This window comes from Neochlamydia sp. S13, assembly GCF_000648235.2.
Classification (GTDB): domain Bacteria; phylum Chlamydiota; class Chlamydiia; order Chlamydiales; family Parachlamydiaceae; genus Neochlamydia.
This window is the reverse complement of sequence record NZ_AP017977.1, coordinates 88,401-104,543: the sequence shown is the minus strand read 5'-3', so window position 1 is coordinate 104,543 and position 16,143 is coordinate 88,401. Positions and strand designations below refer to the sequence as shown.

The window sequence follows — 16,143 nt, the reverse complement described above, 5'->3', positions numbered from 1 at the left end:
CGAAGAATAGAGCCCCCTCATACATGCGAATGAGATCAATAGATGGCCGCCTTGTCTTTTACTAAACGTGGTTATGTTCGCCATTTATCGCTCTACTTTCCTCTTCTCATCTCCTTGTATGTTGTTACTTTACCTGAGGAGAGGTAATAAACTGAGTGTAGGTGGCCTACCTTACATTCCTCAGCATAAAAAATAATTTGGGATTCTAAAAGACTATCAAGTAAAATATTTTCGATTAGGTCATCTGTCTTTTTATAGATTTTTTTCAAATTGAAAATCTATAAAAAAACTGGCGTTCACCTTTATAATGTTTAATTAAAGAAAAAACAAAAACATCCATAAAAGGAACGCCATGAAAAATGTTACTATAAATTCTAGAGAAGATCAAGAAAGACGACTTCAAATCAAAAACATCCATCAGCAGATGAAAAATTTGGCTGTTCAAGGAACGGGAATTAGTCCTTGGGAAGCTCAAATTTTAGTAGGTCTGATTGAGGAAGTGTACTTTTCCGAACTTAACCAAAGCCATTTAAAACCAGGGCAAATTAAATATCATTGTGTAGCAGCTGAAGAAGGAGCTGGCAAATCTTTAAAAGAGTGCAAGATGTTACCTGTGGTTTTGACGTTGTTTGACCAACGAGACAAAGGAAATTTTTCCCAAGATAATAATAAAGATAGAAGTGTTGAGCTAAGAAGGAGAAGACTTGTGCGTATAGCTGAAGAAGCTAAAGAGCAAGGAGGATACTTAACTCAAGAGGACCTAGCAGAATTGTTAATGTGCGATATAAGAACCATTCGAAGAGATATTAAAGAGCTTAGAACAATAGGCATCTTATTACCCACCCGAGGTCAACAAAAAGATATAGGCCCTGGTGTCAGCCATAGAGCTATTGCCATACGGCTTTGGCTGGAGGGCAAAGAGCCTGTGGCTATTGCCCAGCATATTAAGCATAGCATAGAAGCTGTGGAAAACTATCTACAGAAGTTTAAAAGAGTAGCCTTTCTTAAAAGCAAACATTTCAATGAGTTTGAAATAGCCTTAACGGTAGGAATTTCCATCTATGCTACTAAAACCTTTTCTCTGCTATATGAAGAGTTTAAAGATAAAGCCTTTTTTAAACAAAGATTGGAGGAAGTTTATATAGTTGGTGCCCAATATTATCATGCGCAAGACGAAAAAAAAAGAATGATGTCGTCGAACGACTCTATCAGGAACGAGCGGAGGCTGCCATGAAGAAGAATATCGATGCAAACCATGCTACATTTTGCCCTCAAGCATTTAAATGCTTTGAAGGTGCTTTGGAAGCGTTTTTTTCTCATGAGTGCCCGCAGCTAGGAGGAACAAGGACAAGGCAAGTACTGGTTAAATCAATAGCGGATATGGTGCGTCAATTTTATCCGCAGACCTCTCATATGCAGCCGGGGCAAGTTACATGGCCGACAGTCCACCGCAACGAGTTTTCATCTTATGGAAAATCTATTCAAAATACACGTTTAACAACGGTAATTTTAGATTTGGTAAGCTCGCAAGATGCTATAGAAAGAGCCAAGGGGAAAAAATTAAGGGTTATAAAAAAAGAAGCTGTGGCGCGGATGTGCAAGCAAGCTTTTGATCAAGAAGGTTGCTTAACCCATGCGGAATTAGCTATTTTGTTGAAGATATCACCCCACAGCGTAGGCAAATATATCAAGGAGTGGGAATTAGAAAACCGCGAGGTTCTTCCGAGAAGAGGATCTATCCATGATATAGGCCCTACTTTAACTCACAAAACAATGATCATTGAAAAGCTCTTTATCGAGCAAAAAACTGTTCAGCAAGTGAGCAGAGAAACAAAACACTCTTTACCGGCGATACAAAGGTATATATCCACTTTCAAGCAAATATTGCTATGCAAACAAAAAGGTATGTCTACAGAAGAAGCAGCTTTTTCGGTGGGTAGGACATCGCGCTTAGTTAATGAATATGAAAAGATTATCGAACAATATAAGGAGAAAAATTATGTTATAGCCGCATTATTGAAAAGTGAAATTGGAATTGAAACAAGAACCCAGATAACAATAAATGAAGGTGTTGATAAAAAATATTAATCAGAAAAAAGATTAGGTTAAATGCCAGTTAATGACAAGTGTCCTTATTTTCTATAAGCTAAATAATGAGATTAAGAAATGGTTAAATAGATATGCAAAACATTGACCATTCAGGAGGGATAGCTGAGAATATATGAGGATATAGGGGGAGTTGGCTTTATTGATCAGCCAGTAGGCAACAAGGCAAAGAATAAGCATTTAGCCTATGGATAAGCTGTTAAATGCACAATCTTTAGTGAAGAGAACTTTGTAAGCCGCACTCTTTACATGTATTCTGAGTATTTTGAAGACAACCCGATGGGTCATTTATTAGATACGCTCCTAATCCCTAGCCAGATTGGCAAGAATATTTTTAAGGAAAACACTTGATAAGATATTTGGAATGGGAGTGACTAAGCTTTTTACTAGAGTAGCTTCGATTAAAGTGCTTAGCATCCAGGTAAAAGCCTGCATTTAAGGACGATAAGTTTTCCTCCAGATGAAAACTATGAGGGTTTATTTAGCACAAGGGAGAATCGTGCATTCGTCTAGCCAAAGGTTACAGTCGCAATCCTAGACTAGATTTCAATCAAGCTGCCTTGCAAGCTATCAGTTTCAAGGAAGGAAATATCTCTTTATATATGCTGCCAATGGCATTAACAGCAACAAAACAGCGCCGACGTCACTTATTGCCAAGCACTCTACTAAGGAGCTTACCTCAGGCAGAAGAGAATCGCTATACAGTAGTCGACTGCGCTCTTTAGGCCCCGGACACCTTTTACATAAGCCTTAAAGAAAGTACAGAGCTTATTTGCCATGCCTATGCCCATGAAAATTACTATAAGATTTTAAAACAAAATGTTTATAGATTATTTTAATTGCTAAGAGGTTTTAATAATCGGTAGCCCCTGATCCCCTACCTGGCAGTTGTAGCTTAAAGCATTTAGTTAACTAACTGTCAGATATGACTACCTTAGGGGACTCAAAGCGGCGCCTTGCCCCTCGAAAAACACCTTTGGCTTGATGATTTAAAGTCGCATCCAGTTCAAGCATAATTTTCACGCCTTTATCTACATGATCGATCGTATATTCTTGGTAAACTTTTTCAGAGCTTTGTTTAGTTTTCACTCCATCTTTACCTAAAGGCAGATCGGAGATAAGAAGAAGAGCCCCAAGGGGAAGCTTATGGTAATAGCTAGCCATAAAAAGGGTGGCGCATTCCATTTCTATCGCTTGAGGACGTGTTTTTTCTAAACGGCTTTTAAAGTTTTCGTTAAACTCCCAAAAACGCTTGTTCGTGGTGTGCGTAATGCCAATGTGATAAGTGGAATTTTGCCGATCAAGAACATTACTTACACATTTTTGTACAAGAAAATTAGCCATCGAGGGCACCTCCTGCGGAAAATAAAAGTCCGATGTCCCTTCTCCTCTTATACCTGCCACCGGCACAAAGTAATCCCCAATTTTATGATGCTTTCTCAAGCCTCCACACATACCTAACAGCAAGGCGGCACGAATAGGCAAAAAAGCGCACAGATCGATGATAAGGGCTGCTGCTGCAGACCCTATTTTGAAATCCAAGATACTTACTTTTTCCTCTGGAGAGTGGGCTACAGAAAACATAGATCCCTCTAGGATAGGTAGATTACGATCATTAGCAAATTGCCTAACATAGCGAGGGAAATTAGTAAGCAGCAGGTAAGGTTGAAAATCTTGCACGGTCGATCCTGAATAACGCTCTAAAGTATCTGTAGCAATCTTTTCTTCCAGGGGATTCACATTGAAATTATAATTACAATCTTCTTCCATTAAATTTACCTTATTTATTAGTGTCATTTCTCAACTTCTAACGAATCAAAGTTGCGTATAAAAGGCCAAGGAGCAATTTCTCAGCTACTCCAAAAAGAATAGTAACCATTCAAAAAAGACTTTAAAAAAGCAGTCTAGCTCGGGCCTCATTCTTTTCTCAAGCATTCTTTATCTTTTTAAGAAAGGGAGGGATAGAGCCTGTGGCAAGTGATTTGCCTATCTTTTTCTTCTTTTAAGATCTTTTTGGTTCCTCATCCTCTTCTTCGATAAAAAATGCATTTATCATTGTGGGAAAAAAAGCGCTACCTTTTTATACAAAAAGAATATTAATCTCCTCTTAAATTCTTAATTCACAATTCATGAGGGAAGCCCATTATCTGCAGAATTTAAGGTGGAGAAATTCCCTTACTTTTTACTAAGAAGGTTTTGACAAAAGCTCCTTCTCTGCATATTTCTTGCTACTGTAGATCGCACACCCTGTTCCACACAGGCAAAAAAACCCTCCAACTATTAAGGGTAAATAGGAATTAGCAATAAATCCTAGATAACCTCCTAAAAAAGGACCTACACATCCTCTAAGCCCCACCAATACTACATTGATTCCCGTAAAGGCAGCACTATTTTCTTTCCGAGCAAACCTAGGCCCTGATAGATTCCAACACATCTCGCTGCCTGCCTGCATAATTCCATAGACAAAATAAGCCACGTACACCCATATCCAATGTAAGCTAGCTGTTATCAAGAATATAGGAAATAAAGTAGCTAGAAAACAAATCAAAAAAGTTAAAATATAAATGTTTATCTTATTAAAAAATAAAGCCCATATACGGGTAGTCAATGCAAAGCCTATCCCTTTGCAAACAGAGATAGCAATGACTAATTCAGTATAAGAAAGGTGGAGCACTTCTAATGTAAAAACAGGTAACGCTGGCTGCATAATCATAAGCCCTAGCCCTCCACACATAAAGATCAGTTGGAAGTGGGCAAAATCTGGACGCGCTCTCATTAACTTGATAAAATTCCTCCAAGGCTGCACGAGGGTGTCTTTTAAATTCTGCTTATCATTTAGAGGAGGGGGTTCCTCTTTAGGCAAAGGGATAGTAACTAATAAAAAATTGCTCAATAAACTTATTCCTGCTGCTATAAAAAATCCCCACCGCCAAATGCCAGGACTGTTATCCATCCATCGAGAGATAAATAAAGGAAAGAAAAGGCTAGTTAAATAATTAATTGAAGAGCCTACGGAAAAGATTTTACTTCTTGCTTCGGCATGAATTTTAATTTTTAGGATTTCCATCCATGCAGGTATAATGGCTCTGCTGGCCATCATATAAACTGCAAAAGCGAAGATATAAAACCAATTATTATCAATAAAGGGGAAGAAAAAACAGGGCAAAAGTCCTATAACACTTGCACATCCTATGCTCTTCTTTAGCAAGTCATGCCTTTTCTCTACAAAGGAGTTCCAATAGAATGAAGCAATAGCTACAACAGGCTTAGAACTAATGAGCAAAGTGATCTGTAAAGGCGAGGCATGCAAATCTTTATAAAAGATAAAAACTAATAAAGTATACATCGCCCACAGCGGGGCATTTAAGAGATGGCTCCCTATAAAGACATAACGTGTGTTTTGGCAAACTTTCATAGCAGAGAATTGTATAAATTATTTTCTGAAAATACAATATAAAATATGGAGGGCTTTTAATAATTAAGCCTCTAGTAGCTCAATCCTTTATTAAATTATTTTAATTAACAAAAGAAAGCCGTAGCTTCTCTAACATCTACCAAGCTAATTTATCGGAACTTCCTCCTTTAAGATGTTTGGGTTATATTAGCTAAAATGTTACACTACTTTTCATTTTAAACTAAACAATTACTGGAAAGATGTGAGCCCCTTAGAAAATAAAGTAGACCTGCAAGCTGAGATTTTTAAACGCCGGACATTTGCCATTATCAGCCATCCTGATGCGGGCAAAACGACCCTGACAGAAAAGCTGTTGCTTTATTCCGGTATGCTTCATACCGCAGGAATTGTACGGGGGCGTAAAGGACGCAAAGCTGCCGCTTCCGATTGGATGGCTATGGAACAAGAAAGAGGGATTTCTATTACCTCCTCGGCCATGCAGTTTCCTTACAAAGAGACATTGATTAATATTTTAGATACCCCTGGTCACGAAGATTTTTCTGAAGACACCTATAGAACTCTCACAGCTGCTGACTGTGCTATTATGGTTATCGATGCTGCTAAAGGGGTTGAGAAACAAACGCGTAAGCTCTTCGAAGTGTGCCGACTTCGCAAAATCCCAGTCTTGACCTTTATTAATAAAATGGACATGCCTGGACGCGATCCCCTCGACCTTATGAATGAAGTAGAGAATGTGCTCGGCATTCAATCTACAGCTTTTAATTGGCCGATTGGCTGCGGAGCTTCTTTTAAGGGTGTATACGATCGATTAGAAAAGCAGGTGCTTCTTTTTGCAAAAACATCAGTTGGTGGCGCGCAAAAAGCTGAAATCACCCGTTATCCTCTAAATAGCCCTGAAATCGTTCTGCTTATGGGAGAAGAAGCTCACCATCATTTAATGCAAGAGCTAGAATTATTAGAAATGGCGGGTAACCCTTTTGATTATAAGCATTTCTTAGCAGGTAACGTGACTCCCGTATTTTTTGCATCGGCTTTAACCAATTTTGGTGTTGAACCTTTTTTTGATGCCTTTATCCATCTTGCCCCGCCTCCACAACCTCGCCTAGTTAACTTAAACAATGGAGAAGAAAAAACGCTCGACCCTGTAGAAGCACCGTTTAGTGCCTATGTTTTTAAAATACAAGCTAATATGGATAAAAAACATCGTGATAGCATGGCTTTTTTAAGGATTTGCTCAGGTAGATTTGAGCGCGACATGCTTGTTAAGCATCATCGCACGGCTAAAGAAGTACGCCTTTCGCGCCCTCATGGCATGCTGGCTGGAGAACGTACCATTGTGGATACAGGCTATGCTGGCGATGTAATCGGTGTAATCAATCCCGGTGTATTTTCCGTAGGCGATACCATTTCGACTAAAGGCGGTTTCAACTTTAAACCTATTCCGCATTTTCAACCCGAAATTTTTGCGCATGTTTCTCCCAAAGATGTGGGCAAGCGTAAATCCTTTGATAAAGGTGTTTATCAATTAACAGAAGAAGGAGCCATACAGCTTCTTAAACCTTACGAATATGGCGCTGAGCTAATCTTTGCTGCTGTAGGGCAGCTACAGTTCGAAGTGATGCAATACCGCTTAAAAGATGAATATGGTGTCGATACAACCGTTTCTTCCTTACCCTACAAATGCAGTGCTTGGCTACTGGGTGATATTAAAACTTTTCAAAAACCTAGTAACAGCTTAATCGTCCAAGACCGTTACAATCGGCCGATCGCTTTATTTACTGAGACATGGGAAAAGCAGTATGCTGTTAAACAAAACCTTGAGCATCAACTGGTAGATATCCTTTAATAAAAAAGCTTTTTTTAGAATTTTCATTAACTTTTTTGCTAAAGCACCTAACTTTTATCTGTGTTAAAAGCATAACAAGCATAACTTTGCTTAACCTTGTCCCCTCAGCCTTCAAAGGCCAAGCTTTACTACAATAGACTTTAAGTGAGCTAACTTATGGACTGTTTTTTAAAAAATTAAAGACCTATCTAAAAGCTTTAATTTTCTTCGGCCGTTCTTTCTATTGTCTGAAGAATCTGCTTAGGGAGAATAGAACTTTTTTGAGGCTTAACCCTAGCGGCTAGTCGAGGTTTGTATTGATGGGAATAATTTTCGGTATCAGACTCATTTTGCTGATTACCTAAAAGCAGTTTATTATAACTGTTTTGCTTTTCCATCTGCTCTGAAAGAGCTAAAATTTGATCCCGCAGAGTTAACAGCTCAATGTTATCAGCGCCTGCCAATCGAGCTAAATTTTTTAACCTTTCTTGATCGCTTTCAAGATCGGCATGCTCGGGATGAAGGTCTTTTAACTTATTGATTTCCTGCACCATTGCACCTCTGAAAGCTTGCATAGAATTTAGGAGCGGCTCTCTACTATTCATGATCACTTGAAAGGCTGGAGCATTTTGCGCCATAATAGCATACTGCTCTTCTTCCATATTGGCTAACAACTCACGCAAAACATTTACGAGAGCGCTCATGGCAATTTTTAATGCTTCGTCTATCATCTTTACCTCATTAAGCTCATCACGTATAATATCATTTTTTCTATTGGAAAAATGCATATTTTATTAGGTTTTATGTATTCAATTGATTTTAAAAGGCTTAAGGAATGGTTCTTAGCTGAGAAACGCACTCTTCCCTGGCGTCATCATCCATCTCCTTATGCTGTCTGGGTATCGGAAGTCATGTTGCAGCAAACTCAAGTCTCCGTGGTTATTCCTTACTTTCATCGATGGATGCAGCGATTTCCCTCTATAGCTTCCCTTGCTGAGGCAGATCTTGATGAGATCATTAAAATATGGGAAGGTTTAGGATATTATTCAAGAGCAAGAAGCTTACATCAAGCCGCTCAATATGTTGTAACTCATCATCAGGGGCAACTCCCTTCTAATGAAGAGGAATTAAAAAAGATAAAAGGATTAGGCCCTTACACCGTGGGGGCCATTTTAAGTTTTGCTTTTCGTCAACGTGCTGCAGCTGTAGATGGCAATGTTATTCGCGTCTTATCCCGTTATTTTGAGATTAAAGAGGATTTTGCTAAAAATAAAACCGTAAGTAATTTACGTAAAATTGCCCTAGAAATCCTCCCTGAGGATGAGGCTTGGATTCAAAATGAAGCTCTCATTGAACTAGGGGCAACAATATGTAAGAAAAAGCCTAAATGTATGGAGTGTCCTTTAAGATCTAGCTGTAAGGGCTATAGGAATGGTACAGCTCAGCAATTACCCTTTAAATCCACCAAAGTGGAAACAAGCTATCTATATCGAGCAGTTCCTATCATTATATTTGATAATAAATTACTTGTCAAACGAGGACAAAAAGGTGAAATCATGTCCGATTTACATGAATTTCCTTATTTTGAAACTCCTCCCCTGGGCTGGAGCTATCAGCGTCTTCAAGAAGAGATATTTCTGCAATGGTCTTTAGAAACTCAATATATCAAAGAGCTTCCCCAAGTTAAGCACTCTTTTACAAGATATCAAGCTAGTTTAAAGCCCGTACTCTTTCATTCTTTGTATGAAAGGCCTATTACGGATCATACCTGGCTCACTCATGAAACGCTGAGGCAGCTGGCCTTTTCCTCAGGTCATCGTCGTATCTTCATGGGCCTAAATTTAAAAGCATGACTTTAAAGACTTCTTTTTCCCACCTTTCAAATCGAAAGCTTTAAAATTTATCCCTTAAAATGCTAATGATCCTAGCAAAACTCCCCCTTAAAATAGCGGCGCAAGCTTTTGCCTTTATTAAATAACAACTTGCTAAAAAAAAGTATGAGGAGTAAATCTATTAGGTAAAAAGAAGCACCTTCACCTAAACTTGAAGAAGGTGTTAACTTATAAAACTCAAGGAGCCTAAATGATCCCCTCCAATTCAACCTCTAGCATACAGACAGACTTTCGAGCTACAGTTTCAGCGAATATAGAAGATGCTGTCTCAGGGGAGTTGATGAATAAAGCGGTTACCTTAGTCCCTTGTGGCCACACCTTTAATGAAGATACCATCATCCAATGCTTAGCTCGTAATAAGCTCTGCCCCTTAGATAGGCAGCCCATCAAAAATTATGTGCCCAACTATACGATCAGGCATCTGGCTGAAACAGCCACCTCTCATCCTTTAGAAAGAGAGCCTAAACAAGAACCTAGCGAAGAAGCCGAAAAGCATTTCTTAAGAGGTAAAAAACACGTTGAACAAGAAGAGCATGCAGCAGCCATAGGAGCTTTACTGCAGGCTCTACAATTAAGCCCTACTTATGAAAAAGCCCAAGCCTACCTAGAGTTTTGCCTTAAACGCTCCTCAAGCTCTCCTTCGGTTGTATCCCCCTCCTTTTCAAAGCCCAATATTGTCCCTTTAAATAAAAGTAAAGAAAGAACACTTTCCTCTTTAGAGCCTTCTAGGGAAGGTTATACTGAACTTTTGTTCAATCTTCTAGAAGAACCGCAAATCCAAGGCAATCCAACTTTAAAGAAAATGCTAGAAAGCCAATTGGAAGAGTTGATGAGCCAGGAGAGTGAAGAGCTGACCGAGAAAGAAAAAGTAAGTTATAAATGGACAAAAAATTTGCTAGGTGAAAATAAAAAGATAAGGCAAATTGCCCTAGAAAAACTACAGCAAATTCATAGCCCTTCTTCCCCTCTCCCAACAGTTGTTCCTCAACCTCCTGCTTCCTCATCTTCTTTAGCTATTCTCTCAGCTAAAGAAACTCAAGCTGTTTCTCCGCAGCCAATTTCTGCGGTTACTCCTCAATCTCCCCTTTATACACCTCCTTTATCTAGCTTACCTGTTAAAGAAATTCAAGCCCATTCTTCACCCGCTATGAGCACTCTTTACTACGAGATAGTACATTTCCATTTTCCTCACAAAGGGGGAGATTTTACAGAGCAAGCTCGTATTATAGATCAGATTTATAAAATTGAACCTACCCTTGCTGTGGAAGAAAAAGCCCCTTACATCTTTAAGCAAGTCTTAAGCCTAGCCAAAGATCTTTCTCCTATAGATTTTGGAGAAGAAAATACCATCAATGAAGCTCTCACCCTCTCTAATTATTCTTCCTATCTACTCAATATTAATCGCCTCTTACTTTGGCAGAAGCTGCCTGAAGGGAAAGAGAACTTAAGCAAAGAAAGCATTAAAGCTTTACCTTTAAAGCAAAAAGGAGAGCTTCTAAAGGCTTATATAGAAGAACTAAGCAAATGGATGAAAGAGCAAGATAAAAATTTCACTCACCTAGACTTAAGTGAATCAGGCTTAACTTTTTTACCTCCAGAGATAGGGCAGCTGTCTCAGCTGAAAGAGCTTGACCTAAGTAAAAACAACCTCACCACCCTCCCTATCGAAATTGGGCAGCTTTCTCAGCTGCACAAGCTTAACTTGCAGCAAAACCAGCTAAACGCTCTTCCGGCTGCGATTGGACAGCTTCCTAAGCTGAAACGTCTCTGGTTAAGCAACAACCAGCTAAACGCTCTTCCGGCTGCAATTGGACAGCTTTCTCAGTTAGAATGGCTTGACTTGAGCAGCAACAAGCTAAATGCTCTTCCTGCTGAAATTGGACAGCTTTCTCAGTTAGTATTGCTTTACTTGCAGCAAAACCAGCTCACCGCTCTGCCTGCAGAAATTGGGCAACTAGCTCGATTGAGGACGCTTAACTTAAGCCGAAATCAGCTAACCTCCCTCCCTACAGAGATAGGCCAGCTGACTCAGTTATATCGTCTTAACTTGCAACAAAACCAATTAGCCGTTCTTCCTACTGAAATTGGGCAGCTTTCTCAGTTATGAACGCTTGACTTGCAACAAAACCAATTAACCGCTCTTCCTGCTAAAATTGGGCAGCTGTCTCAGCTAAAATTTCTTCAGATAAGCAACAACCAGCTAAACGCTCTTCCTGCTGAGATAGGTCAGCTATAGTGGTTTAAATTTTAAATTTCTATTCATTAACATATACTTAAAAAAGAGTAATCAATGGTTTGAGCAAGAGTCGAGAACTTACTTAAGTTTGCTGCCACAATCTTTTTAAAATTAGCCCAAAAGGTTTCAATAGGGTTTAGATCTGGAGAATAAGGCGGTAAAAATAAAATCTCACACCCTGCCTTTTTAATAAGTTCATCAGTGGCTTGCGATTTATGGAAGGTAGCATTATCCATTATCAGAACTTGTCCTGCTTTAAGTTCAGGTATCAATATTTTTTCTAGCCAAATGTTAAACAGAAGAGAATTACAAGTACCTGTATAACAAAAAGGAGCTAAAATTTTAGACTTGCATTTAGCTGCTATAAAGCTTTCTCTAGCAAATGAACGACCTGCTATAGCACCATAAATCTTTTCTCCTATAGGTGATCTTGCATGCTGGCGCTGTAAGTAGGCATTTATCCCGCTCTCATCTATGTAAATCCTATTTTCTTCCGGAATGTTTTCTAGCTTTTGTCTAAACTCCTCTCGTTTATTCTCATCTCTTTCCTTGTAGAAGGGTGTCTTTTTTTTAAAGTGATTTTCAGTCTTTTACAGGCATAAAAGACTGCAGTTATTGTCACTCCGAATGCCTCAGCTATTTCCCTAAGGTAGGCATCAGGATTTTGTTTTATATATAATTTTAGCTTTTCACTATCTATTTTACTGGGGCTCTGTCGTCTTTTTTTAGGAGCTAGACAACCTTGTTTTTTCCGCTTAATCCAGTTGGTTAACGTGCGAACTGTTACACCAAACACCTCACTAGCTGTGGCCATTGAGCCGCCATTCTCTATATAATTCAAAGCTTTTTTTCTTAAATCGTGTGAATATACCATGCCAATTGATTATACATACATCCTTAGAAAAATAAAATTCAAATAACTATAGCTCAGCTGCACTCACTTAACTTGCAGCAAAACCAGCTTACCTCTCTTCCTGCCGAAATAGGACAGCTTTCTAAGCTGAATGAGCTAGAGTTAAGCAACAACCAGCTAATTGCTCTTCCTGCTGAAATTGGACAACTTTCTGAGCTGGATGTGGTGGCTTCGGTTGTTTAGACAGTTTTTTGCAAAATTAAGTAAGAAACTTTACCTTTTTAAGGTTTGTTCGATACAACATTAATCATCTTCTTCCACAATTTAATTCAAATTTTACGTAGCTTGGAGTTTCAATGACCATGTTGGTTTTGCGCCTATTATTTTATCTTACTTTTTTCATTTTCACCTAATAAATTATTATACCATATGCCTCCGCTGGGGTTTTGTATTTTAAAGACTGATGTGGACGGTTTTTATTATAAAACTCAAAATAGCTGGTAAGTCCTTGATAAACCTCAAGTCCGTTTTGATAATCTTTCAGATATACATCTTCATACTTGACTGACCTCCACAAACGCTCTACAAATATATTATCTGTTGCTCTTCCTTTTCCATCCATGCTAAAAGCAATATTTTTTTCTCTAACAAAATCTACAAACCTGTTGCTTGTAAATTGTGATCCTTGATCTGTATTAAAAATCTCTGGAATACCTTTTAAAAATGCTTCTTTTACAGCTTCAATACAAAAATCAACATCTAGCGTATTTGAAAGGCGCCAAGAAAGAACATATCTACTGTACCAATCCATCACCGCTGTTAAATATAAAAATCCCTTCTTCATTGGTATGTACGTTATGTCCGTACTCCATACTTGATTACACTTATTTATCTGCAAGCCTCTCAATAAATAGGGGTATATATGATGCTCAGCATTAGGTTTACTTAAGTTCGGTTTTTGATAGATGGCTTCAATACCCATTAATTTCATAAGCCCACTAATCCGCCTTCTACCTACTTTTAAACCCTGATTATGCAAACAAATAGTCATCTTTCTAGATCCATAAAAAGGATGCCTGGTATATTCTTCATCTATCAAGCGCATTATCTTAAGGTTGAACTCACTTTCTTCTCTTGGATGGTAATAATAGGTAGATCGCTCTATCCCAAGAAGTACGCATTGTCTTTCTACAGAAATCTCTTTTGATTGGCGGTCAACTAAAGAGCGCTTTTCAAGCCTTGTCAGTATAGTTTTTTTTTAAGCCAATCTAACTCAACCTTTAAACGACCGATCTGTTGATAAAGGTTGTCAACCAACTTTTGATCTGTCTTACTAACTTTATCCATACTGCTAAAAAGTACTGGTAAAGCTTCTATGAGATGCTTTTTCCATTGAGAAATTTGAGTTGGATGCACCGAATATTCTGTAGCAAGCTCATTAATGGTTTTGAACCCTTTAAATGCTTCTAATGCAACTTTTGCTTTGAACTCCGACGAGTGTCTTTTTCTTTTTGTGGACATAGCTTTTCCTCTTTAATATTAAGTTTTTATTTTAAACTGAGGGAAAGTTTTTTACTTAAATTTTGTCCAAAAAAGCGGAGCCACTATAGGAAAAGCTTTTTCTATATGGCAACCAACTTACCTCTCTTTCCGCAAAGGTAAAGCAACTTTCTCAGTGTGCCATTTTTGATCACAGAGCTGGCTTATCTAATAGAAAAAATGTTTAGCTTAGATACAAGTAATAAAGATGCTTCTACCCGCTCCTTCTCTAGCCTAAAGTACACCTTTTCAACCCACATTTTATTCACTCCTATCTTCTACACAGGCAAACTATTCTTTTTTACCTTCACTATCCATTCTTAATCTGCGGGCTTCAAGCCTCGGCAGTCTCTTAATACCATCCTATATATCCATAAAATGGAGAAGAGAAAGAAGAACAGCATGCTTAGCCTCCACTATTAAGGATAGCTAAACAAAATGTGAGAAGACATTTCTCTTCTAAAAAAGCAAAGCCTCTACAGCTGAAAATGCTGCCTAATCTTCTCAGAAATAGTTTTAAAAAGATTTCCCGTTAAATTTAGCTCGTATAAAGATGGAGATAGCTTTTCTATCTCAACAGGAAGGGAGTTGAGCTGATTATGGTCTAAATGAAGCCATTTTAGCTTGGGAAGATTTCCTATATTAGGGGGAAGGCAGATAAGAAGGTTTTGACTTAAATAAAGTTCTTCCAACTGATTCAGTTGATCGATTTCCGCAGGTAGGGAAGTAAGCTTATTTTGACTTACGCGAAGTTCTTCTAGCTGCTTTAGTAGCCATAGCTGCGCAGGAAGAGTAGCAAAATGGTTTTGGCTCAAGTTAAGACCATATAACTGAGTCAGCTGGCCTATCTCTGTAGGGAGGGAGGTTAACTGATTTTGGCTTAAGTTAAGCATCCTCAGCCGAGCTAGTTGTCCTATTTCTGCAGGAAGAGACTTAAGCTGATTTTTGCTTAGATCAAGCCTCTGTAGCTGAGTCAATTGGCCTATTTCTGTAGGAAGGAAATTCAGCCTGTTGTGATGTAAACATAGCCATTCGAGCCCAAAGACCTTCCCTAACTCTACAGGGAGGGAATTAAGCTGGTTTTGATTTAAATCAAGCTTTTGCAAGCGAGACAGCTGAGCTATTTCTTTAGGCAAAGAAGTGAGACAGTTTTGGCTTAGATAAAGCTCTTCTAAATGAGTGAGCAGGCCTATCTCTGCAGGAAGGCTTCTAAGATCATTTCGGCTTAAATTAAAATTTTTTAGTAAAAACAGCTGGCCTATTTCCGAGGGAAGGGAATTAAGCCGGTTTAAGTTTAAATAAAGATTTACTAGTTTAAAAAGCTTTCCTATCTCTAAAGGAAGCCAGCTGATTAGGTTGTCACTTAAGTCAAGCGTCCGTAGATGAGAAAGTTGACCTATTTCTCCTGCTACCAGGGTAAGACGATTACGACTTAAGTAAAACCACTCCAGCTGAGTTAGTTGGCCTATTTCTTTAGGAAGGAACGTCAGCTGATTGGAGCTTAAATTAAGAGAAACAAGAGCAGAAAACAGGCCTATTTCAGGGGGTAAATAAGTTAAACCTAAGCTGGATAAATCTAATAGCCTAACATTTTGGCAACTATTTCTAATCCACTGACTAAAAAGCTTACCTTTTTCTTCCAAAGATAAAAGGTTAACTTCTTCTTGTGCTAAGTATTCCTTTCCTCCAGGGATTCTTTTCCAGATAAGCAGACGATTAATGTTTAAGAGATAGGAAGAATAGTTAGCAAGCGTTAAATATCTTTTTTCTTCCGTTTTATTTTTAAACTCTAAAGGAGAAAGAGATTCAGCTAAGGTAAAAACTTGCTTAAAGATTCGATCCACTTTCTCTGAAGCAGCCAATTTAGAGTCTAATTGATAAATCTTGTCCAAGAGATGAGCTTGCTGCTTTTCGTTTCTATTGATGACATGCATAGCCGCTATTTTTTTATAAAGGGAGGGCAAGATTTCAATAGCCACAAGCTCTTGCCATCTTTTACAGATGCTAAATAAAGGAGGTGTGATACATTCCTTTAAGATAGGCAGCAGCAATTCATTAGGTAGGTTATCAATAGAGGTAGAAGAAAAAGGCTGCATTATATTTCCTTTTAAAGTTTCTTAACAGCTGGAGCGGTATTTCTATAAAAGTCGATCAAAAAAATTAAAAGGCCTGAACTGGTTATGAGTTTTTTAACGATAGGCTAAACCTTTATATATTTCATGAAGAGTAGCAGTAAATATCTTTTACTCTTAAAAAGCTCTTAGCTTTTTCTTTTGC

Annotated in this window: 12 protein-coding genes and 2 pseudogenes; 7 read left to right on the top strand and 7 right to left on the bottom strand. The window is 38.3% G+C overall.

Annotated features, from left to right (window positions below):
• Positions 1 to 352 precede the first annotated feature (352 nt).
• Together TY21_RS00390 and TY21_RS00385 are read left to right on the top strand one after the other, a co-directional pair.
• A complete protein-coding gene (locus tag TY21_RS00390; protein ID WP_130589434.1) occupies positions 353 to 1,234 on the top strand; it encodes a DUF1670 domain-containing protein in 882 nt (293 codons plus the stop codon).
• A complete protein-coding gene (locus TY21_RS00385; protein WP_130589433.1) occupies positions 1,231 to 2,088 on the top strand; it encodes a DUF1670 domain-containing protein in 858 nt (285 codons plus the stop codon). Before TY21_RS00390 ends, TY21_RS00385 begins: the two co-directional genes overlap by 4 nt.
• Positions 2,089 to 3,018: 930 nt before the next feature.
• On the opposite strand, the gene TY21_RS00380 is transcribed toward TY21_RS00385, so the two are convergent.
• Positions 3,019 to 3,876: an AMP nucleosidase gene (locus TY21_RS00380; protein ID WP_042239990.1), complete on the bottom strand. Its 858-nt coding sequence runs from the start codon at positions 3,874 to 3,876 to the stop codon at positions 3,019 to 3,021.
• Between the two features lie 415 nt (positions 3,877 to 4,291).
• Positions 4,292 to 5,521 carry an MFS transporter gene (locus TY21_RS00375; RefSeq protein WP_042239994.1) on the bottom strand — a complete coding sequence of 410 codons (1,230 nt, stop codon included), beginning with the start codon at positions 5,519 to 5,521 and terminating at the stop codon, positions 4,292 to 4,294.
• 241 nt (positions 5,522 to 5,762) lie between these two features.
• On the opposite strand from TY21_RS00375, the gene TY21_RS00370 reads away from it, so the two are divergent.
• The gene (locus TY21_RS00370; protein WP_042239997.1) at positions 5,763 to 7,367 is read left to right on the top strand and encodes a peptide chain release factor 3; all 1,605 of its coding nucleotides are present in this window, start codon (positions 5,763 to 5,765) and stop codon (positions 7,365 to 7,367) included.
• A 197-nt stretch (positions 7,368 to 7,564) separates the two neighbouring features.
• On the opposite strand, the gene TY21_RS00365 is transcribed toward TY21_RS00370, so the two are convergent.
• Positions 7,565 to 8,134, bottom strand: a complete 570-nt coding sequence (locus TY21_RS00365) for a flagellar export chaperone FlgN (protein WP_042240000.1) — start codon at positions 8,132 to 8,134, stop codon at positions 7,565 to 7,567.
• Between TY21_RS00365 and mutY the strand changes: the two genes are divergently transcribed.
• The 3 genes from mutY to TY21_RS11740 all read left to right on the top strand — a co-directional run bounded on the left by mutY (position 8,129) and on the right by TY21_RS11740 (position 11,474).
• The gene (gene mutY, locus TY21_RS00360; RefSeq protein ID WP_042240003.1) at positions 8,129 to 9,199 is read left to right on the top strand and encodes an A/G-specific adenine glycosylase; all 1,071 of its coding nucleotides are present in this window, start codon (positions 8,129 to 8,131) and stop codon (positions 9,197 to 9,199) included. The genes TY21_RS00365 and mutY overlap by 6 nt on opposite strands.
• Before the next feature lie 229 nt (positions 9,200 to 9,428).
• Complete coding sequence (locus TY21_RS00355) at positions 9,429 to 11,345, top strand: leucine-rich repeat domain-containing protein (protein ID WP_052354457.1); 1,917 nt, start codon at positions 9,429 to 9,431, stop codon at positions 11,343 to 11,345.
• Between the two features lie 9 nt (positions 11,346 to 11,354).
• The gene (locus TY21_RS11740; protein ID WP_305037047.1) at positions 11,355 to 11,474 is read left to right on the top strand and encodes a hypothetical protein; all 120 of its coding nucleotides are present in this window, start codon (positions 11,355 to 11,357) and stop codon (positions 11,472 to 11,474) included.
• 26 nt (positions 11,475 to 11,500) lie between these two features.
• On the opposite strand, the pseudogene TY21_RS10895 reads toward TY21_RS11740, so the two are convergent.
• Together TY21_RS10895 and TY21_RS00345 are read right to left on the bottom strand one after the other, a co-directional pair.
• Positions 11,501 to 11,989, bottom strand: a pseudogene (locus tag TY21_RS10895) (IS630 family transposase); the annotation flags it as partial.
• Positions 11,980 to 12,348 (bottom strand): IS630 transposase-related protein, encoded by a 369-nt coding sequence (locus TY21_RS00345; protein ID WP_042243465.1) that lies wholly within the window; start codon positions 12,346 to 12,348, stop codon positions 11,980 to 11,982. The pseudogene TY21_RS10895 and the gene TY21_RS00345, both read right to left, overlap by 10 nt.
• Before the next feature lie 57 nt (positions 12,349 to 12,405).
• On the opposite strand from TY21_RS00345, the pseudogene TY21_RS00340 reads away from it, so the two are divergent.
• Positions 12,406 to 12,546: pseudogene (locus tag TY21_RS00340) on the top strand (leucine-rich repeat domain-containing protein); the annotation flags it as partial.
• Between the two features lie 190 nt (positions 12,547 to 12,736).
• On the opposite strand, the gene TY21_RS00335 reads toward TY21_RS00340, so the two are convergent.
• Both TY21_RS00335 and TY21_RS00330 read right to left on the bottom strand, forming a co-directional pair.
• A protein-coding gene (locus TY21_RS00335; RefSeq protein ID WP_130589431.1) for an IS3 family transposase occupies positions 12,737 to 13,848 on the bottom strand; the annotation gives its coding sequence in 2 pieces (ribosomal slippage) (positions 12,737 to 13,575 and positions 13,575 to 13,848; 1,113 coding nt in all).
• 494 nt (positions 13,849 to 14,342) lie between these two features.
• A complete protein-coding gene (locus tag TY21_RS00330) occupies positions 14,343 to 15,962 on the bottom strand; it encodes a leucine-rich repeat domain-containing protein (RefSeq protein WP_079979895.1) in 1,620 nt (539 codons plus the stop codon).
• Between the last annotated feature and the right edge of the window lie 181 nt (positions 15,963 to 16,143).